The sequence below is a fragment of the Mangrovihabitans endophyticus genome, assembly GCF_014646155.1.
In the GTDB taxonomy this organism is placed as follows: domain Bacteria; phylum Actinomycetota; class Actinomycetes; order Mycobacteriales; family Micromonosporaceae; genus Actinoplanes; species Actinoplanes endophyticus.
On the sequence record NZ_BMMX01000023.1, the window covers coordinates 71,336 to 90,347 of the forward strand.

18 protein-coding genes are annotated in these 19,012 nt (G+C 71.5%); 9 read left to right on the forward strand and 9 right to left on the reverse strand.

Going from position 1 to position 19,012, the window contains the following annotated elements:
• Nucleotides 1-154 precede the first annotated feature (154 nt).
• The 6 genes from IEY73_RS22125 to mshB form a co-directional block, all read right to left on the reverse strand.
• Complete coding sequence (locus IEY73_RS22125; RefSeq protein ID WP_189081201.1) at nt 155-925, reverse strand: hypothetical protein; 771 nt, start codon at nt 923-925, stop codon at nt 155-157.
• Nucleotides 922-1,503 carry a SigE family RNA polymerase sigma factor gene (locus IEY73_RS22130; protein WP_189081202.1) on the reverse strand — a complete coding sequence of 194 codons (582 nt, stop codon included), beginning with the start codon at nt 1,501-1,503 and terminating at the stop codon, nt 922-924. The genes IEY73_RS22125 and IEY73_RS22130 overlap by 4 nt, the downstream gene beginning before the upstream one ends.
• A gap of 90 nt (nt 1,504-1,593) precedes the next feature.
• Complete coding sequence (locus tag IEY73_RS22135; protein ID WP_306661522.1) at nt 1,594-2,058, reverse strand: hypothetical protein; 465 nt, start codon at nt 2,056-2,058, stop codon at nt 1,594-1,596.
• 149 nt (nt 2,059-2,207) lie between these two features.
• Nucleotides 2,208-3,170 (reverse strand): hypothetical protein, encoded by a 963-nt coding sequence (locus IEY73_RS22140; protein WP_229716039.1) that lies wholly within the window; start codon nt 3,168-3,170, stop codon nt 2,208-2,210.
• Nucleotides 3,154-3,591: a hypothetical protein gene (locus IEY73_RS22145; RefSeq protein ID WP_189081222.1), complete on the reverse strand. Its 438-nt coding sequence runs from the start codon at nt 3,589-3,591 to the stop codon at nt 3,154-3,156. The genes IEY73_RS22140 and IEY73_RS22145 overlap by 17 nt, the downstream gene beginning before the upstream one ends.
• 2 nt (nt 3,592-3,593) lie before the next feature.
• Nucleotides 3,594-4,487 carry an N-acetyl-1-D-myo-inositol-2-amino-2-deoxy-alpha-D-glucopyranoside deacetylase gene (gene mshB, locus IEY73_RS22150; RefSeq protein ID WP_189081204.1) on the reverse strand — a complete coding sequence of 298 codons (894 nt, stop codon included), beginning with the start codon at nt 4,485-4,487 and terminating at the stop codon, nt 3,594-3,596.
• A gap of 73 nt (nt 4,488-4,560) precedes the next feature.
• Here mshB and IEY73_RS22155 point away from each other — a divergent pair, with 73 nt between their 5' ends.
• From IEY73_RS22155 to IEY73_RS22175, 5 genes are all read left to right on the forward strand, one after another.
• On the forward strand, nt 4,561-6,381 hold the full coding sequence (locus IEY73_RS22155; protein WP_373292843.1) for a S9 family peptidase: 1,821 nt from the start codon (nt 4,561-4,563) through the stop codon (nt 6,379-6,381).
• Nucleotides 6,378-6,899, forward strand: a complete 522-nt coding sequence (locus tag IEY73_RS22160) for a Uma2 family endonuclease (RefSeq protein ID WP_189081206.1) — start codon at nt 6,378-6,380, stop codon at nt 6,897-6,899. Before IEY73_RS22155 ends, IEY73_RS22160 begins: the two co-directional genes overlap by 4 nt.
• A gap of 19 nt (nt 6,900-6,918) precedes the next feature.
• A complete protein-coding gene (locus tag IEY73_RS22165; protein ID WP_373292844.1) occupies nt 6,919-7,521 on the forward strand; it encodes a Uma2 family endonuclease in 603 nt (200 codons plus the stop codon).
• A gap of 96 nt (nt 7,522-7,617) precedes the next feature.
• Entirely contained in the window at nt 7,618-9,054 is a 1,437-nt protein-coding gene (locus tag IEY73_RS22170) for a TldD/PmbA family protein (RefSeq protein ID WP_189081207.1), read from the forward strand.
• Nucleotides 9,051-10,424 (forward strand): TldD/PmbA family protein, encoded by a 1,374-nt coding sequence (locus IEY73_RS22175; RefSeq protein ID WP_189081208.1) that lies wholly within the window; start codon nt 9,051-9,053, stop codon nt 10,422-10,424. Before IEY73_RS22170 ends, IEY73_RS22175 begins: the two co-directional genes overlap by 4 nt.
• A 136-nt stretch (nt 10,425-10,560) precedes the next feature.
• Here IEY73_RS22175 and IEY73_RS22180 read toward each other — a convergent pair whose 3' ends face one another.
• The 3 genes from IEY73_RS22180 to IEY73_RS22190 form a co-directional block, all read right to left on the reverse strand.
• Entirely contained in the window at nt 10,561-10,863 is a 303-nt protein-coding gene (locus IEY73_RS22180) for a GlsB/YeaQ/YmgE family stress response membrane protein (RefSeq protein WP_189081209.1), read from the reverse strand.
• Nucleotides 10,864-10,929: 66 nt separating this feature from the next.
• Nucleotides 10,930-12,099, reverse strand: coding sequence for an isocitrate lyase/phosphoenolpyruvate mutase family protein (locus IEY73_RS22185; protein ID WP_189081210.1), 1,170 nt, complete (start codon nt 12,097-12,099; stop codon nt 10,930-10,932).
• Between the two features lie 43 nt (nt 12,100-12,142).
• The gene (locus IEY73_RS22190) at nt 12,143-12,634 is read right to left on the reverse strand and encodes a MarR family winged helix-turn-helix transcriptional regulator (RefSeq protein ID WP_189081211.1); all 492 of its coding nucleotides are present in this window, start codon (nt 12,632-12,634) and stop codon (nt 12,143-12,145) included.
• 101 nt (nt 12,635-12,735) lie between these two features.
• Here IEY73_RS22190 and IEY73_RS22195 point away from each other — a divergent pair, with 101 nt between their 5' ends.
• From IEY73_RS22195 to IEY73_RS22210, 4 genes are all read left to right on the forward strand, one after another.
• The gene (locus IEY73_RS22195; RefSeq protein ID WP_189081212.1) at nt 12,736-13,932 is read left to right on the forward strand and encodes an FAD-dependent monooxygenase; all 1,197 of its coding nucleotides are present in this window, start codon (nt 12,736-12,738) and stop codon (nt 13,930-13,932) included.
• 775 nt (nt 13,933-14,707) lie between these two features.
• Nucleotides 14,708-15,514, forward strand: a complete 807-nt coding sequence (gene sdhC / locus IEY73_RS22200; RefSeq protein ID WP_189081213.1) for a succinate dehydrogenase subunit SdhC — start codon at nt 14,708-14,710, stop codon at nt 15,512-15,514.
• A 12-nt stretch (nt 15,515-15,526) separates the two neighbouring features.
• Entirely contained in the window at nt 15,527-17,452 is a 1,926-nt protein-coding gene (locus tag IEY73_RS22205) for a fumarate reductase/succinate dehydrogenase flavoprotein subunit (RefSeq protein ID WP_189081214.1), read from the forward strand.
• A 2-nt stretch (nt 17,453-17,454) separates the two neighbouring features.
• A complete protein-coding gene (locus tag IEY73_RS22210) occupies nt 17,455-18,465 on the forward strand; it encodes a succinate dehydrogenase/fumarate reductase iron-sulfur subunit (protein WP_189081215.1) in 1,011 nt (336 codons plus the stop codon).
• The last annotated feature ends 547 nt before the right edge of the window (nt 18,466-19,012 follow it).

Below are 19,012 nucleotides of genomic sequence, written 5' to 3' on the forward strand. Positions count from 1 at the left end.
CACACCTACGCCAAGGTCTACACCCCCGGCAACGGCTGGAGCTCCTGGAACAACCTCGGCGGCAACCTCACCTGACCCCACTCCGCCCCCCAAACGGGTCGTCCCCTGCGTGACGCACGCAGGGGACGACCCGTTCCCATCGGGCGCTGTCCGGTCAGCCGACGCCCTGGGCCGCGTCCTTGTGGACGTGCACGCCGGCGCCGATGTCGATCATCTGGTCCTGAGTGAGGCCCAGCCCCTCCCAGAACTGCACGATCAACTGGATCCCGGTCGGCTGCCGCACATAGAGCTCCCAGCCGGTGTCACCGTCGGCCGGGGGCTGCGACCCGTCCGGCGTCATGGCGGGACGGCTCTTCACCAGCACGCCGTCCTTGCCGCCCACCGTGACGGTGGTGCCCTCCGGCACCCCGTGCGCGTCCTTGGACTGCAACATGATGCCGATCTTGCCGACGAAGCTCTGCGGGTCGTAGACCGGATCCCGTGACGGGTCGGCGTTCGGGCCGGGGTTCTTCGCCCGGTCGGGTGCCAGCAGCAGGCTGTAGTTGTCATCGGTCTGAATGAACCAGCCGTCCGGCACGGTGTCGATGGTGAAGCCCTTCGGCTGGGCGCCGGTGTAGGCGACCAGGCGCACGCGGCCGTCGCCGGCGCCGTCGGCGGAGGCACCGACCGAGCCGTTCGCGGTCGTCCGATCGCCGGTTCCGGTGCCGGCATCGGCGCCGACGCCGCCGGTGCCGATGCCGCCCGCCGCGATGGCGACCGCGGCGACCAGGGCGGCCACCCCGGTGGCCGAGGCGGCGACGGCCCCGGTGACGCGGCGGCGGTGCAGCGCCGCACGGCCGCGGGCCACATCGGCGTCGATCTGCGTGCTGTCGGGGTGCGCCGGAGATCCGGCGAACTGGTCGAGACGATCGTGCAAGTCCATCATGAGCTCACTCCCTGGCGGAGAACAACGGAGTGGGACGCGGCGCCGTGCGGCGCGGCACCTCCCGGTGGGCGGAGGGCGGTGCGGAGTTTGTCGAGTGCGCGAGCGGTCTGGCTCTTCACGGTGCCCACCGAACATCCGAGCGCGTCGGCGGTCTCCTCGACCCCGAGCTCGTGGAAGTAGCGGAACACCACGGCCGCCCGCATGCGCGGTGGCAGATCACGCAGCGCTTGGCGCAGGGCGTCGTCCGCCGGGCCGGTCGCCGGGTCGCGCGCCGGGCCGGGCTGCTCGGGCAACTGCGCCATCGGACGTTCCCGGCGCCGCCAGACCCGGCGGCGTTCGTCGGTCAACACGTTGACCAGGACACGCCGCACATAGCCGTCCGGGTTGTCGGCTCGCCGGAACGCCGGCCAGGACACGTACAGCTTCGTCAGCGCGGCCTGCACGAGGTCCTCGGCGAGATGGGTGTCCCCGGCCGTCAGCAGCCTGGCGGTGCGCACCAGGGCGGCGCGCCGGCCGGCCACGAAGTCGTGGAACTGCTCGTCGCGCTCGGTCCGTACCGAGCTTCTGTCTTGTCTCACAACTCCCCTGACCGGCACCACGCCCGCCGAGGTTGCACGACCCGCTGGGCTCGCCGACCAGCGGGGCACGCGCGGCTCATCGCGGCATGGTCACCGCCGCACCGTCCGGTGTGGCCGGGCGCTGCGGGCCGAGGTGTATGCCGCCAGAGAGCGGGATCGGTAGTCGCGTCCCAGGGCGGTGGCCGTCCAGTAGCCCAGCAGGGTGCCCACGATGGCGAACCCGCCGTACAGCCACACCTGGGAGAAGAAGAAGCCGGCGCCGCCGCCGAACGGGGTGTCGCCGCTCACGAACGGTCCGACCAGGATGGTCAGGAGCATGCCGCCGACCGCGGCGGCGGTCAGCTCGGGCAGCCATCCGCCGGGACGGGACTGCTGCGCCCGGATGAAGGTGATCACCGCCAGAAGCACGCCGATCACCGCGAACATGACGATGGAGGTGTGGCTCTCGGCGGTCTCGTCATCGCTGAACCAGATCCGGATCACCAGGCGGGCCACCACGTTGACGGCGAACAATCCCACCGCCAGGGCCGCGATCCGCATCCAGTGTCGTCCCACCGCATCCTCCCCAGGGTCAGCCGGCGTCGCCGCACACGAACCGTGACTCGGGAGCGTACCGCCAGTGAACTTCTCTCGCTTCAGCTCCTTGCCATCCTTGCGGATGATGCGCCGCGTGTCCTGTGTGAAACCTGGGAGTCCGCTGGAGATCAGGCATTTCCGGCCCCCTCCCGCCAGGCCACCAGGTGCGCCCGGACCGTACGCGGTGCCGGGCGACCCAGCACGGTCAGCAGGTCCGGGCCGAGCCGAGCCATGTCGATCATGCTCCCGGGGGCGCCCGCGGTCCCGGGCGGCGTCTCCACCGCGGTGAACTGCCGTCTCGCCGCGGCACGCAGGCGGGCGGTGTCGATCGAGGGCGTCAGTTCCCCGTACGCGTCGGCGCGGAACACCAGTCCGTGGGCGATCGCCGCGGGAGCCAGCGTGAGGGTCTTGTCCCCGGCACGGACGGTCACCGGCGCGGCGACCGCCGGTTCGGCGAGTTCGGCGACGAGCCGGTCGACGTCGGCACGGGAGGACACCGGTGGACGCGGGGTGAGCCCCACTGCGGCGACACCGCCGGTGAGCCAGGTCCGGCGGACGGCGACCGCGGCGGCCTCCGGGTCGAGATTGGTGCCCGCCGAGCCGTACGTCGGGCGCGGGGTGAGGCCGTCGAAGGTGATCGACGGCCGGATGAGCGTGATCGCGCTCGGGTCCACGCGGCGGCGCAGCACCGCGTCGAGTTTCGCCTGGTCGAGGCGGATGACCGGGCTGACGATCCGGTGCCCGGACAGTCGCGCCGGCCCGCGCATCGCCCGCGCCACGGTGGCGTCGATGTCCAGCGTCATGCCGATGTCGGCGGGGGCGATCCGCAGCCGGGCGCCGTCGAAGTTCACGTCGACCGGTTCGGTCGCGCGCGGGCCGTACGCGTCGGCCAGCGCCCGCTCCGCCTCGGACCGCGACTTCGCGCCCAGGTCCAGGCCGAGCACGCGGGTACCGCGCGGGACGTCCCCGCTGAGCACGTACGCCACCAGCCCGGCCCCGCCGAGCAGCACCGCGGCCACCACCGCGACCACGACGATCCGCCGGACGCCGGGCCTGCCCACCGACGGCACCGGGTCATCGTCTGGCGGCAACCGAACCCCGCAGGATCATCCGATATGCGTACACGGCGAACGTGAGGCTGCCCGCCAGGATCATCACCAGAGCCACCCAGTCGGACCCGCCGATCAGGAAGTCACCCTCGGTGCGCCGGGCACCGGCGGCGGCCAGCATCATCAGCGTCCACAGCACCCACGGCGGCCCGATGGCCCACCGTCGCCCGGTGGTGGTCACCGCGAACCAGGCGATCGCGGTGTTGCCCAGCACGGCCGCCGGCACGGAGACCCCGATCGGGACGCCGCCCAGCCGCCACGTGGTGGTGAACAGCTCCAGCATTCCGCTGAGCACCGTGGCCAGCACCGTGACCACCACGCCGGCGACCCGGATCACGGTGTCCCCGCCGGAGCGACGGCGCACCGGTGGCTCGGGCGGTGCCGCCACCGGCTCGGCGGTCATGCTCACGGCCCGGCCGGATCCGTGCGCGCCGCCGACAGCCCGGCGAACAGATCGCTCTCCCAGCCGTGCGGTCCGGACGCGGGCCCGCGCTCGCCCTTGGCCAGGCGGAAGTACTCCACGCCCATGAACTCGGCGCCGAAGCCGCCGGCGATGCCGTACAACCACGAGTTGTCCGGGATCTGCGTGGCGTGCGCCCGCATCGCCGCGGTCTTCTTGTCGTAGTGGTCGGTGCCGTCGATCCGCGCCGCGATCTCCTCGTCCGTGCTGCCGAACGGCAGGTCGGCCACGTCCTCCACACCGGCGAACGGGTTGTCGTCGAGCTCCCGGAACGCGGCCATGCCCTCGGCCAGCACCCGGCGCGGCATCGCCGTCCAGTAGATCTTCTCCGGCCCCTGGTCACCGGCCAGCTCGGCGGCCCGCATCGCGACCCGGTGCGCCTGGATGTGGTCCGGATGACCGTAGAAGCCGTTCGGGTCGTACGTGATCATCACCTGCGGGCGCACCTCGGAGATGATCTTCACGAGGTGGGACGCGGCCTCGTCCAGGTCGGCCTGCCAGAAACAGCGCGGGTGGTTGTTGGTCGCCAGGCCCATCATGCCGGAGTCCCGGTAGCGCCCGGCGCCGCCGAGGAACCGGTGGTCGGTGACGCCAAGCGCGGCGCACGCCCGCTCCAGCTCCACGACGCGGTAGCCGCCGAGCTGATCGGCCTGAGCCGCCTCAAGCTGGGCGAGGTCCGGCACGTGGATCTCGCCCTCCTCGCCGAGCGTGCACGTCACCAGCGTCACGTGCGCGCCGGCAGCGGCGTAATGAGCCATGGCCGCACCGGTGCCGGTGACCTCGTCATCCGGGTGTGCGTGCACGAGCAGGAGGCGTCGGTCGGGCAGGGCGTCAGTCACCCGCGCCACTCTACGCGCGATCTATCCCACCTTTGTCGCGGCTTTGCCGGGCGCGAAGGCCCCCTGATCAGCGATGCTGGTGTCCGTGGACTTCCCGGACCTGGCGCGACGCACCGCCGGCTTCCGCAACGGCGCACCCTATGGGGTGACCGTCGGCGCGGACGGCGCGCGTGTCGTCTTCCTGCGCTCCGCCGGGCCCTACGCCGCGTCCCCCGACCTGTGGGTGCTCGACGTGGCGAGCGGCACCGAGCGGCGCGTCGGCGGCCCGGCCCCGGACTACGGCATCGACCGGGACGCCACCGTCGCCACCTGGTCCCACGACGGCCGGCTGCACCGGGCCGATCTGCTGTCCGGGCGGGTGGCCGAGGTGCCCACCGACGGCCGGACCACCGATCCACAGCCCTCGCCGGACGGTACGCATCTGGGCTACCTGACCGCCGACGGCTGCCTCCGCGTGATCGGGCCGCACGGCGACGAGCTGCTGGCCGGCGAGCCGGGCGGGGCCAGTTGGCGGGACCCGGGCGGGGTGCGCTGGGGCTCGGCCGGCGAACCGGCCGATCTGTTCGGCCGCGCCCGCGGCTGGTGGTGGTCGCCGGACGGCGGCCAGATCCTGGCCTGCCGGCTCGCCCGCGCCGTCAGCCTGCACCTGCTCGACCTGGACGGCGGCTGGGTGGACGTGCACTGGGACCGGGAGACCTACCCACACCTGGCCGACGTGCGCTGGGACGACATCGGACCGCCGCTGATCACCGTGCTGCGCCGGATGCAGCAGCACGGGCTGGTGCTGGCGATCGATCCGCGCACCGGGGAGACCCAGGTGCACGCCGAACTGGCCGACGCCCGCTGGGTGGAACCGGTGCCCGGCACCCCCCGGCAACTGGCCGACGGGCGCGTGCTGGTGGGCGGCGAACTGGCGCACGACGGCTTCGACGCCCGCTGCCTGTTCGCCGACGGCAGCCTGATCACCCCGCCCGGCCTGTACGTGCGCCGGGTGATCGGCGCACATTCGCGCACCGGGACGCCGGCCGGATCGCCGGACCTGATCGTGGCGGGCACCGACGGTGAACCGTCGATGCAGCACATCTTCCGGGTACGCACCGGGGCGTCCGGCGCGGGTGCCGAGGCCACGCCGGTGACCACCGAGCCGGGCTGGCACACCGCGGCCGTCGGCGGTGACGTGCTGGTCGTGGACGACCGGGTATGGCGTGGCGGCACCGCGGTCGGCGCGCTCACCTCGCACGCCGCACCCCTGCCGTACCGTCCCGCTCCGGTGCTGGATCGGGTGACCGACCGCCGCCTGCCGGCCGGGGTGCTCTATCCCACCGACTGGGTCTCCGGCACCCGCCTGCCGGTGCTGCTCACCTTCGGCGCCGGGCCGGGCCACCAGCAGGTGATCGCCGATCCGGCCGCGTGGCAGGAACGGCAATGGTTCGCGCAGGCCGGCTTCGCGGTGGTCAGCGTGGACAGCCGCGGTACGCCCGGGGTGGCGCCCAGCTTCGAGAAGGCGGTGCACCGCCGGCTGGCCGACGTGACGCTCGCCGACCACCGCGATGCGCTGCACGCGTTGTGGGGCAAGCACCCCGACCTCGACCTGGACCGGGTCGCCGCGCGCGGTGTGGGACTGGGCGGCTGGCTCGCCGCGCTGGCTGTGCACCGTCACGCCGGCCTGGTGCGCTGCGCCGTGGCCCGGGACCCGATCACCGACTGGGGCCACACGCCGACCGCGTACGCCGAGCGCTACCTGGGACGGCTCGCCGACGCACCGGACGTGTACGCGCATCACAGCCTCACGGATGAGCCGGACACGCCGGACCTGCTGGTGGTGGACCGCGCCTTCGGACTGCACCAGGAACTCGATTTCATCCGCCGCACCATCGGAATGGAGCATCCATGACAGTGCTGCTGAGCGACGGCCCGCTGCCCACCGCGGGCCTGCCCGTCAGCGAGGCCGACTATTTCTCGCTCGGCCCGACCGGGTCACGCGTCGAGCTGTGGGACGGCAGCCTGCACAGTTGCCCCCGGGAAACGCCGCGGCACCAGCTCATCGTGGGCGCGCTCGCGGTGGCGCTGCGGGCCGGACGCGCGGACATGAACATCCTCTACAGCGTCGCGGTACGCCTGGATCCCGGCCGGATCGCCGTACCTGACCTGATCGTCACCGGGCCGATCGACCTGGACTCCATGGTGGTCGAAGCGCCCGAGGTGAAGCTGGTCTGCGAGGTGGTCTCCGCGGGCAGCGCGGCGGTGGACAGGGCGATGAAGATGTACTGCTACGCGGCGGCGGGCATCCCCTGGTATCTGCTGGCCGAGCAGGAGTACAACGCTCTTTACAGCTATGTGCTGACCGAGGGGGTGTACGTGCAGGACTCGGTCATGCATCTTGGAGGGGTAGTCGGGGTTAACCTTGACTAGCGACTAGGAGGGGGCCACGATGGACGCCAACGACCCGGAGGTGCCCATGACGACTGCGCTCTTCGACACCGAGACGCCCGCGCCCATGAGCTTCGGTCTGCCCATGAGCGAGGAGCGCTACCTGGCGATCGGCAAGACCCGGGAACGGATCGAGCTGTTCGACGGGAGCTTATACATGACCCCTGCCCCTACCCCCCGCCACCAAATAGTGTCGCGCCGACTGGCCAACGCGCTCGAGCCCGAGGCAGACCACCGCCATGTCCTGGAGGCGGTGAACGTCCGCCTGAAGCGCGGCCGAGTCCTCATTCCCGATGTCGTCGTGGCCTCGGCAGACATCGATGTGGACGAGTCCGTCATCGATGTCGCGCAGGTCAGCTTGGTCTGCGAGATCGTCTCGCCGTCAAACGCCAACGTCGACCGAGTCCTGAAGATGCATTACTACGCGGCGGCCGGCATCCCGTGGTACCTGCTGGTCGACCACCGAAGCGGCACGCTGCACCTGTACGAGCTGACCGGCAGCCACTACATCGAGCACTCCACTGCCGAACGCGGCCAGACCCTGGAGCTCACCGAGCCGGTCACCGTCTCCCTGTGCCCGGACGACCTGCTGCCGCCGCGCTGACCCGTCGCCGGTCGCCCCTCCCTCCCGCACCGGTCCCCCGTCTCCCCCGTCAAGCACGGGTCGCCCCATCGCGCACGAGTCGCCTAGGGTCGATGCATGACCCACTTCGACGAGGCCTGCGCGGCGGTGCAGGCGGCGCTCGACGCCGGCGCTCGCTATGCCGACGCCCGCGTGATGGTGCGCCGCACCGAGACGATGAACGCGCGCGACGGCGACGTCGAAGACCTCTCCTCCACCGAGAGCGCCGGCGTCGGTGTGCGATCGCTTGTCGGGTCGAGCTGGGGCTTCTTCGCCGTACCGGACCTGTCGCCCGCCGCCGCGGCAGCCGCCGGCCGGCGCGCCACCCAGATCGCCCGAGCCAGCGCGCGCGTGCCCGGCCCGCCGATGGAGCTGGTGCCCACCGCCGCGACCGAGGCGAGCTGGGCCAGCGCGTGCCACCTCGACCCGCTGGCCGTACCGCTGTCGGACAAGGGCGACCTGCTGGTCCGCGCCACCGCCGCGGCCAAGGGCGCGGGAGCCGACCTCGCCGAGGGCATCTACCAGATCTGGGACACCCGCAAATGGTTCGTCTCCAGCGACGGTCACCGCATCGACCAGCATGTGCGCGAGTGCGGCGCGGGCATCACCGCCAGCGTGCACGGCGACGGCGAGATTCAGCGCCGCTCCTGGCCCTCGCACCGGGGGCAGTACGGCACACGCGGCTGGGAACTGGTCGACGAACTCGACCTCGTCGGGCACGCGCCACGCATGGCGGAGGAGGCGCGGGCCCTGATCACCGCGCCGCCGTGCCCGGCCGGGGAGACCACCCTGGTGCTCGGCAGCGAGCAACTGGCGTTGCAGATCCACGAGTCGGTGGGGCACGCCATCGAGCTGGACCGCATCCTGGGCTGGGAGGCGGCCTTCGCCGGCACGTCGTGGCTCGACCTCGGCCGGCTCGGCTCGCTGCGGTACGGCTCGGAACTGATGAACATCACCATCGACCCCACCATCCCGGGCGCCCTGGGCAGCTTCGGATTCGACGACGAGGGCACCCCGGCGGCGCGGCGCGACGCGGTGCGTAACGGCGTGTGGGTCGGCGTGCTCGCCGGGCGCGACTCGGCGGCCACCGCCGGACTGGACTATGCGGGCAGCGTGCGTTCCGACGGCTGGGCGCGGTTACCCATGGTCCGGATGACAAACGTGGGCCTGGAGCCCGGACCGCACACCCTCGACGAGATCATCGCGGCCACCGACGACGGCATCCTGATGGACATCAACCGCTCCTGGTCCATCGACGACCGACGGCTGAACTTCCAGTTCGGCTGCGAGATCGGCTACGAGATCAAGAACGGCAAGCTGGGCCGCATGCTGCGCAACCCGACCTACACCGGGATCGGCCCGGCGTTCTGGCGGTCCATGGACATGCTCTCCGGCGAGACCGTCGCCTGGGGCACGCCGAACTGCGGCAAGGGTCAGCCGGGCCAGATCGGGCACACCGGCCATCCGGCGGCACCGGCACGGTTCACCGGCGTACGGGTGGGGGTGCGCGGATGAGCGAGCTGACCCTGGCCGGCAAGGTCGTCGAACTGGTTCGGGCCGCGGCCGGCCCCCACGTGCAGACCGAGGTCGGCGTGCACCACAACGCGGAGGCGCTGACCCGGTTCGCCAACTCCGCCATCCACCAGAACGTGGCCGAGGCGACCACCACCGTACGGCTCCGGCTGCATCTCGACGGGCGTACCGCCGCGGGATCCACCACGGTCATCGACAAGGCGGGACTCACCGCCCTCGTGGACCGCACGCTGGCAGCCGCCCGGATGAGCCCGCCGGACGCGGCCTGGCCCGGCCTGGTTCCGCCCACCCCGCTGACCGCCGCGGCCAGCGGCCTCGACGAGGTCAGCGCGGTCGCCGACCCGGAGTTGCGGGCCGCGCAGGTGCGCGCCTTCGTGGACGCGGCGGGCGGGCTGGAAACCGCCGGCTTCTGCCGCACCACGCTGTCCTCCGCGGCGTTCGCCAACAGCGCCGGGCAGGCCGTCGAGGGACGCGCGGTGGAGGCCGCCATGGATGGCATCGCCCGCCTCGACGGCGCCGACGGCGTGGCGCGCCTGGCCGCCGCGAGCCTGGCCGACATCGACGGTGCGGCACTGGGCGCGCGGGCCGCGGCCAAGGCTCGCGCCGGCGGGCGGCCGGTCGAGCTGCCGCCCGGGCGCTACGAGGTGGTGTTGGAACCGGCCGCGGTCGCCGACATGCTCGACAACCTGTCCACCTTCGGGTTCAACGGCAAGGCGTACGCGCGGGGGCAGTCGTTCGCCGAGATCGGCGCGCAGCAGTTCGACCCGGCCGTGACGATCGTCGACGAGCCGACCCGCGGCGGCGGCCTGCCGTTTGACATCGAGGGCACCCCGCGGGGGCCGGTGACGCTGGTCCGCGACGGCGTCACCGCGGCGGTCGCGCACGACCGCACGTCGGCGGCGGAGACCGGTCAGGTCTCCACCGGGCACGCATCGCCCGCCTCCCGCTCGTGGGGTCCGATGGCGTTGCACATGCGCCTGGTGGCCGGTGCGGCGAACGGCTCCGGCGTGTCGGCCGGTCCCGCGGCGGACTCCGCGGCGCCGCTGGTGTCCGGGGTGGAGCGCGGGCTGCTCATCAGCGACTTCTGGTATACCCGCGTGCTGGAACAGAAGTCTCTGGTGATCACGGGGCTCACGCGCAACGGCGTGTGGCTGATCGAGGACGGCGAGGTGACCTCGGCGGTCGGCAACATGCGGTTCACCCAGTCGTACCCGCAGGCGCTCGCCCCCGGCTCGGTGCGTGCTGTGGGCGGCCCGTCGGTGCCGATGCCGGATCGCTGGTCGGGCGTGCGTTACACGGCGCCGGCGCTGCACCTGGCATCGTGGCACCTGACCGGCAACGCCTCCGGCTGAGCGGGGTGGCCCGTTCCTCGCGGTCGGTGGCCCGTTCCTCGCGGCAGGTGGCCCGTTCCTCGCGGTCGGTGGCCCGTTCCTCGCGGACGGTGGCTCATTCCTCGCGGTCGGTGGCCCGTTCCTCGCGGTCGGTGGCTCATTCCTCGCGGTCGGTGGAGAAGGCCCGTGCCAGCATCGCCGCGATGGCCACGCCGACGATGGCGATGCCCACCTGCACGCCCAGCACCAGCCAGTCGTAGCTGTGGCCGCCCACCACCAGATAGTGGTGGCTGTCCACGCCCCACCGGCGGGCGATCCACGTCCCGGCCGCCGCCGACCCCATCCCGATCAGCACGGTCGGAATCAGGCCGATGCGCTGCCGGCCAGGCAGCAAGACGCGCGCCACGACGCCGATGATCGCGCCGAACACGATGGCCACCACATAGTCCTGCACCGCCACCGAGGCCTCCTCCACTGGGCTCCGCCGAGCATCATGCCGCCACCGGGCGATGCGCGCACCACGAGATCAATCCGCCGACCGATCCGCCCGGATCTCCATCGCGCCGACCAGCCCGGCGACGAACCGGTAGACGTGCACCACCGTCTGGTCGGCCAGCACCGCGCCGGCCCTGTCCCGCACCGTCTGGTGCACCGTGACGGCGATGCGGCCGTCGTCCTCGTCCGCGAACCCGACGGGCTCGACGGTCGGATCGATCTCCGCCCACTGGCGGCGCCAGTAGTCGCGGACCTCCCGGTGTCCACGGACCATGCCGCCCTCCCAACCGTTGGGCCAGGCCACGTCGGGAGTCATGGCGGCCAGCACGGCGTCCACGTCGCGCCGGTTGAAGGCTGCGTAAAGCTCGGTGAGAAGGTCCACGCGAGCGGCCTCGCGTTGCGGTGACGGCACCCCGAGCGCAGCTTGTGCCTCCTCATCGGACAGTGCACCGGAGCGGAAGCCGGTGGTGCCGAAGTCTCGCAGCTCGCGCGCGGCGTCACGCAACGCGCCATAGGCTGCCCAGGCCAGCGCGCCGCCGGTGGACACCCGGCGCACGCCCACCTCGGCCAGCTCCGGAACGCTCGGCGCACCGGTCACCGCGAGCACGTTGACCGGCGCGTCCATCGCCTCGACGAGGCGCCGGATGTCCGTCGCCGCCCGCAGCCCCGGGGCGTAGACCACGTCGGCGCCGGCCGCGCGGTAGGCGCGCAGCCGGACGATGGTGTCGTCCAGGTCGTCACGACCGTACAGATGGTTCTCGGCGCGCGCGGTGAGCACCAGGCCGTGCCGGGCGCATGCCCGCGCCGCGGCGGCCACCCGGTCCGCGCCCGCCTCGGCCGTCTCCACGGCGCCGGCCGCCGGGTCATAGTCCTCGATGGACAGCCCGGCCGCGCCCGCCTCGGCGAGCAGATCCACGGTCTCCGCGATGCCCTCGGCGGTGTCCGCGAAGCACCGCTCGGCATCCACGCTCACCGGCACCCCGACCGCGGCGGTCAGCGCCGCCACATGGTCGACCAGCTCGGCGCGGGTGACCTGCTGGTCGAGCTTGCCGAGGCCGGCCGCGAGGCCGGCGGAGGTGGTCGCCAGGGCGGGGAAGCCGGCGGCCTCCAGGAGCCGGGCGGAGCCCACATCCCACGGATTGGGCATCACGAAGGTGCCGGACTCGTGCAGGGCTCGGAAGCGGTCACGCATGTCACTCATGGCGGCCACTCTCGCACGGCGCACCGACAGGTTCCGGCGGTTTTCAGTCCTCGTCGAGCTTGGCCAGCCGGGCCGCCACGTCGTCGGCGAACCGGCCGAGCAGGCGGCCGAACTCATCCCGGTCCGCCTCCGACCAGTCGGCGATCGCCTCGGCGAACCAACCCAGCACGCCCTGCATGTATCGCTCGACAGTGCCGGATCCCTCGGCCGTGAGCTCCACCAGGCGGGCACGCTGATCCTGCGGGTCGGTGACCCGTCGCACCAGCGCACGCCGCTCCAACTGATGGAGCTGGCGGGTGATGTGCGGGCCGACCACCTTCATACGCTCGGCGATCTCACCCACGCGCAGGGGCTGACCGGCGGTGTGCAGGGTGATCAGCACGCTCAGCGCCGGGCGGTCCGCGGTGATCCCGGCCCGCGCCACGGTCCGCTCGTACAGGCGGCTGCGATTCATCAGCATGCCGAGCTGGCTGATGCGAGGCAGCACGGCCCGGAGAAAGGGAAGGTCGTCCCCCGAGTCGCGGGTGGCCGTCATCACACTCCTTAGATACCTAAGTTAGGTATACAGTCGCGGCAGATAGATACCTATGTTAGCTAGTCGGTCGCTACGCGACGGGCAAGGCGGATGGAGGCATCATGCACCAGACATCCCGCGGCAAGATCCTGATCTCCGGCGCGAGCATCGCCGGGCCGGCATTGGCGTTCTGGTTGAGCCGGTACGGTTTCCGCGTCACCGTGGTCGAAAAGGCACCGACGGTACGCGGCGGCGGCTACCCGATCGACATCCGCGGCACCGCCCTGCAGGCGGTCGACCGGATGGGCCTGCTGCCCGAGCTCCGCGCGGCGCACATCGACACGCGGCGGCTCACCTTCATGGACGGCGACGGCAGCCGCGTCGCGTCGCTGCGCCCCGAGGCGATGACCGGGGGCGCCTCCGCACAGCGCGACATCGAACTCCCCCGCGGCGACCTGACCGCCAGCCTCTTCCGCGCCGCCCGCGACAACGCCGAGTTCCGCTTCGACGACTCCATCGCCACCCTCGCGGACCAGCCGGACGGCGTCGACGTCACCTTCCGCAGCGGCATCAGCGAACGCTACGACGTGGTGGTCGGCGCGGACGGCCTGCACTCGCACACGCGCGGACTCGTCATGGGCCCCGAGGAACCGTTCCACCGCTACCTCGGCTACTGCTTCGCCGGCTTCACCATGCCCAACGTGCTCGGACTGGCCCACGAGGGAGTGATGTGGAACGTGCCGGGCAAGGGCGCCGTGATGTACGCGGTCGGCGAGAGTCCACAGGTGCACGGGTTCCTCACCTTCGCCCGGCCGGAGCCGCCCTTCGCGGCATTCCGGAACCCGCAGGCGCAGCGAGACCTGATCGCGGCCACCTTCGCCGGGCTGGGGTGGCACGTGCCCCGGATGGTCGCCGCCATGCACGAGGCCGACGACCTGTTCTTCGACGTGGTCAGCCAGATCCACCTGCCCCGCTGGTCGGCCGGACGGGTGGTGCTGATCGGCGACGCGGCACACGCGCCGTCCTTCCTCGCCGGGCAGGGATCCAGCCTGGCGCTGGTCGACGCGTACATGCTGGCCCACGCGATGGCCACGCATCAGGACCACGCGACGGCCTTCTCCGCGTACGAGAAGGAGACCCGCGATTTCGTCTCGCAGAATCAGGCGCTGGTGACCGTAGGCGACGTTGCCCTGCTCCCGAGAACTCCGGAGGCACTGGAACAACGCCACGAGATGCTGCGCCGACTGAGCGCGTTGCCGCCGGACGGCGGACACCCGGAGTACACGGCGCTCACCCTGCCCGAGCCGGCGCTCTCCTAGCGTCCACAGTAGACGCATGTGGCAACCCGCGCTGTAGGCGCTTCGAAGGTTGCCGCAGCGGGATGTCACGGTGGCGAGCGTGGGGCGGCCATTCGGCGGCAGCCACAGGGAGCCCGGCCGTAGCCAGCGGCTGCACACAGGGAGCCCGGCCGTAGCCAGCGGCTGCCACAGGGAGCCCGGCCGTAGCCAGCGGCTGCCACAGGGAGCCCAGCCGTAGCCAGCGGCTGCCACAGGGAGCCCAGCCGTAGCCAGCGGCTGCCACAGGGAGCGCATGGCAGCCCCCGCGCACGGCCGGATCGAGGGAGACAGCCCCGCGCTACGGCCGAGGCCGCCCCACGCCCCTCTCCCCCTCCCGCACCACCCCCGCCGCCGCACCACCACCCCCGCCGCCGCCCCACCCTCGCCCCCGCCCGCCACCGCACCACGCCCGCACCGCCCCTCCCCGCCCCTCCGCGCCCCTCCGCGCCGCTCGATCTTGGAGTTTGGGTGCCCGTTTCGCACCGATACGGCTGCTATATCTGCCCACAAAGTCCAAGATCGCGGGGGCTGTTGGGGGCGTGTGGGCGGTACGCCGGGACGCGTTCTGTCACGCGGCTGCGGCGAACCTGTGACAAAACGAGTCTCGTCTGACGCACAATGTGTCCCACCCTCGGCGTAACGTGTGCCACACAACGCGGACGCCCCGCGGCTGGTGCTTTCGCACGCCCGGACTTCGGCGCATCAGCGGCTCGGCGGCCAGCGGGCAGGCAGCAAGCGGGCAGGGAGACGGAAAAGTATGACGACGACGGCAACGAGGCCGGGCGCCGCGCGTGCGCGCGCTGCGATCGCGGCGAGGACGTTGCGTGCGGACCGGTGGTGGTTCCCGCCGCTGGTGACCTTCGTGGGTCTGAGCGCCTGGATCATCTACGCGACGGTCCGGGTGTTCATGCACAAGTGGTACTACGTGTCGGACTATCACTATCTGACGCCGTTCTACTCCCCCTGCATCACCGACCGGTGCGTCGAGGGTTCGGCCGAGTTCGGCACGCCGCTGCCCAGCTTCTGGCTCATCCCGGAGGCCGCGTTCACGCTGCCGTTCCTGCTGCTGTTCCGGCTCACCTGTTACTACTACCGCAAGGCGTACTACCGCGCGTTCTGGTTGTCCCCGCCAGCCTGCGCGGTGCCGGACGGGCACAGGACCTACACCGGGGAGACCCGCTTCCCGCTTCTCGGGCAAAACCTCCACCGGTACGCGTTCTACGCCGCCGCCATCATTTCGCTGATCAACACGTACGACGCGATCCGCGCGTTTCAGAGTCCCGACGGCTTCGGCTTCGGGCTGGGGAACATCATCCTGGTCGGCAACGTGGTGATGCTCTGGGCCTACACGTTGTCCTGTCACTCCTGCCGGCACATCGCCGGTGGCCGGTTGAAGCACTTCTCCGCCCACCCCGTCCGCTACCGCTTCTGGACCTTCGTGTCGAAGCTCAACACGCGGCACATGCAGCTCGCATGGATCACGCTCGGCACGCTCGCAGTCACCGACTTCTACGTCATGGCCGTGGCCGCCGGATGGTTCCCCGACCTGCGATTCGTCGGCTAGGAGGCGCAAACGATGACCACCAGGATCGAACGACACCACTACGACGTCGTCGTGATCGGCGCCGGCGGGGCGGGTCTGCGCGCCGCCATCGAGGCCCGGCTGGCCGGGAAGAAGACGGCGATCATCTCCAAGTCGCTGTTCGGCAAGGCGCACACGGTGATGGCGGAGGGCGGCGCGGCCGCCGCGATGGGCAACGTGAACAGCCGCGACAACTGGATGGTGCACTTCCGCGACACCATGCGCGGCGGCAAGTTCCTGAACAACTTCCGGATGGCCGAGCTGCACGCCAAGGAAGCCCCGGAACGGATCTGGGAGCTGGAGACGTACGGCGCGTTGTTCGACCGTACGAAGGAAGGCAAGATCTCCCAGCGCAACTTCGGCGGCCACGAGTACCCCCGCCTCGCGCATGTCGGCGACCGCACCGGCCTGGAGCTGATCCGCACCCTCCAGCAGAAGATCGTGTCGTTGCAGCAGGAGGACAAGGCCGAGTTCGGCAACTACGAGGCGCGGATCAAGGTCTTCGCCGAGACCACCATCACCGATCTGTTGCTGGACCACTCGGCACCGGGCAGCGCCAAGGTGGCCGGAGCCTTCGGCTACTACCGGGAGACCGGCGAGTTCATCCTGCTGGAGGCGCCCGCGGTGGTGCTCGCCACCGGTGGCGTCGGCCGCAGCTACAAGGTCACCTCGAACTCCTGGGAGTACACCGGGGACGGGCACGCCCTGGCCCTGCGGGCCGGCGCGTCGCTGATCAACATGGAGTTCCTGCAGTTCCACCCGACCGGCATGGTGTGGCCGCCGTCGGTCAAGGGCATCCTGGTCACCGAGTCGGTCCGCGGCGACGGCGGGGTGCTGCGCAACTCCGAGGGCAAGCGTTTCATGTTCGACTACGTGCCGGACGTGTTCCGCCGGCAGTACGCCGACACCGAGGAGGAGGCGGACCGCTGGTACACCGACCCGGACAACAACCGCCGGCCGCCGGAGCTGCTGCCGCGTGACGAGGTCGCGCGCGCGATCAACAGCGAGGTGAAGGCCGGGCGGGGCAGCCCGGCGGGCGGGGTGTTCCTGGACGTCTCCACCCGCATGTCCGCCGAGACCATCACCCGCCGACTGCCGTCGATGTACCACCAGTTCAAGGAGCTGGCCGACGTCGACATCACGAAGGGGCCGATGGAGGTCGGGCCCACCTGCCACTACGTGATGGGCGGCGTGGAGGTCGACCCGGACACCGGATCGACGAGCGGCCCGGTGGAGGGGCTGTTCGCCGCGGGCGAGGTCTCCGGCGGCATGCACGGCTCCAACCGGCTGGGCGGCAACTCGCTGTCCGACCTGCTGGTGTTCGGCAAGCGGGCGGGAGAGCACGCGGCGGCGTACGCCGATGCCCTGCCCCGCCGTCCGAAGGTGTCGACCTCCGACGTGGAGGCCGCGGTGGACACCGCCCTCGCCCCGTTGCAGCGGCAGAGCGGCGAAAACCCGTACACGCTGCAGCAGGATCTGCAGACGGTGATGGGTGACCTGGTGGGCATCATCCGCCGGGAGGGCGAGCTGGCCGACTCGCTGAAGCGGCTGCAGGAGCTCAAACAGCGGGTGGCGAACGTGGGCGCGGTCGGCGGACGGGCGTACAACCCGGGCTGGCATCTCGCGCTGGACCTGCGCAACATGCTGGCGGTGTCGGAGTGCACGGCCAAGGCGGCGCTGGAACGGGAGGAGTCCCGCGGCGGTCACACCCGCGAGGACTTCCCGTCGATGAACCCGCAGTGGCGGCTGGTCAACCTGGTCTGCTCGATCGACGAGGGCGGCGACGTGCACCTGGACCGCAAGCCGGTGCCGAAGATGCGCGACGAGCTGATCACCCTGTTCGACCGCGCGGAGCTGAGCAAGTACCTGACCGAGGACGAGCTGACCGAGTTCGACGCACTGTCCGGGGAGGCGGAGTAACCATGGGCACCAAGCGCCATTTCCGGGTCTGGCGGGGCGATTCGTCCGGCGGCGAGATCCAGGACTTCGATGTCGAGGTGAACGAGGGCGAGGTCGTGCTCGACATCATTCACCGGTTGCAGGCCACGCAGACGCCCGACCTGGCATGCCGGTGGAACTGCAAGGCGGGCAAGTGCGGCTCCTGCTCGATGGAGATCAACGGCATGCCCCGTCTCGGGTGCATGACGCGGATGTCCACGTTCGAGGAGAACGAGACCGTGACGATCACGCCGCTGCGCACCTTCCCGGTGATCCGCGACCTGGTCACCGACGTCTCGTACAACTACGAGAAGGCGCGCGAGACGCCCGCCTTCGCGCCGCCGCCCGGGGTGAAGCCCGGCGACTACCGCATGCAGCAGGTGGACGTCGAGCGGTCGCAGGAGTTCCGCAAGTGCATCGAGTGCTACCTGTGCCAGAACACCTGCCACGTCATCCGCGACCATGAGGACAACAAGAACGCGTTCTCCGGTCCCCGGTTCTTCATCCGCGCGGCCGAGCTGGACATGCACCCGCTGGACGCCAAGACCGATCGCAAGGAGTACGCCAAGGAGCACCAGGGCCTGGGGTACTGCAACATCACCAAGTGCTGCACCGAGGTGTGCCCGGAGCACATCAAGATCACCGATAACGCGATCATCCCGATGAAGGAACGCGTCGTGGACCGGCGCTACGATCCGCTGGTCTGGTTGGGGCGCAAGATCTTCCGGCGGGACGAGCTGGCGTCCAACGGCGGCGGTGCCGGCATGGAGCCCAGCAGTTCCCGCGGGGTGACCGGCGACGCGGCGGGCACACCGTTCTCCAGCTCCCGCCAGCCCGTCGCACCCGACCTGGGACCGGACGGCAAGCTCGACGTGGCAGAGTTGCTCGCCCCGCACGCGGGCGGCCCGTCGCCGTTCGGTGACGAGCAGACGTTCCCGCTGCCGGACACGGGCATCTCCTACAACCACCCGGAGTCCGAACGCCCCGCCCACTGACACACCCACCAACCAACCACCGGGCCGTGGTGTGGTGTGGTGCACCGAATCCCGGCGCACCACCCCCACCACACCACCGCACCCGCGCCACACCGCACCCACGCCACGCCACGCCACACCCACACCCGCGCCACACCCACGCCCGCCACACCGCGCCCGCGCCCGCGCCACGCCACACCCACACCCGCGCCACACCCACACCCGCCACACCGCGCCCGCGCCCGCGCCACGCCACACCCGCGCCGGGCTGGCGCGCGCCGCAGGCCAGACCGCGCCGATCTTGGACTTGCGGTGCCCGTTCCGGTACTGCATAACCGACTTGTCGGACCAAGAAGTCCAAGATCGGCGGGCCATAGACGCCCCACGCGGTCGATCTTGGACTTGGTGGTCGGACAAATCGGGAATGCCAGGTCGAGTCAGGCACCGCAAGTCCAAGATCGGCGCGGAACCGCGCAGCGCAGGGAGGCCGGGACGCGGGGCGGGCGGCGCGGGACCGCGCGGGGCGGAGCGGGACCGCGCGGGGCGGAGCGGGCGGGGCGTGGCGCGC

Excerpts from the sequence above, each read along its gene's own strand:
- IEY73_RS22125 (WP_189081201.1), bottom strand. The coding sequence starts at position 925 with ATGATGGACTTGCACGATCGTCTCGACCAGTTCGCCGGATCTCCGGCG.
- IEY73_RS22145 (WP_189081222.1), bottom strand. The coding sequence starts at position 3,591 with ATGACCGCCGAGCCGGTGGCGGCACCGCCCGAGCCACCGGTGCGCCGT.
- IEY73_RS22155 (WP_373292843.1), top strand. The coding sequence starts at position 4,561 with ATGCTGGTGTCCGTGGACTTCCCGGACCTGGCGCGACGCACCGCCGGC.
- IEY73_RS22160 (WP_189081206.1), top strand. The coding sequence starts at position 6,378 with ATGACAGTGCTGCTGAGCGACGGCCCGCTGCCCACCGCGGGCCTGCCC.
- IEY73_RS22165 (WP_373292844.1), top strand. The coding sequence starts at position 6,919 with ATGGACGCCAACGACCCGGAGGTGCCCATGACGACTGCGCTCTTCGAC.
- IEY73_RS22170 (WP_189081207.1), top strand. The coding sequence starts at position 7,618 with ATGACCCACTTCGACGAGGCCTGCGCGGCGGTGCAGGCGGCGCTCGAC.
- IEY73_RS22175 (WP_189081208.1), top strand. The coding sequence starts at position 9,051 with ATGAGCGAGCTGACCCTGGCCGGCAAGGTCGTCGAACTGGTTCGGGCC.
- IEY73_RS22185 (WP_189081210.1), bottom strand. The coding sequence starts at position 12,099 with ATGAGTGACATGCGTGACCGCTTCCGAGCCCTGCACGAGTCCGGCACC.
- IEY73_RS22190 (WP_189081211.1), bottom strand. The coding sequence starts at position 12,634 with ATGACGGCCACCCGCGACTCGGGGGACGACCTTCCCTTTCTCCGGGCC.
- IEY73_RS22195 (WP_189081212.1), top strand. The coding sequence starts at position 12,736 with ATGCACCAGACATCCCGCGGCAAGATCCTGATCTCCGGCGCGAGCATC.
- sdhC (WP_189081213.1), top strand. The coding sequence starts at position 14,708 with ATGACGACGACGGCAACGAGGCCGGGCGCCGCGCGTGCGCGCGCTGCG.
- IEY73_RS22205 (WP_189081214.1), top strand. The coding sequence starts at position 15,527 with ATGACCACCAGGATCGAACGACACCACTACGACGTCGTCGTGATCGGC.
- IEY73_RS22210 (WP_189081215.1), top strand. The coding sequence starts at position 17,455 with ATGGGCACCAAGCGCCATTTCCGGGTCTGGCGGGGCGATTCGTCCGGC.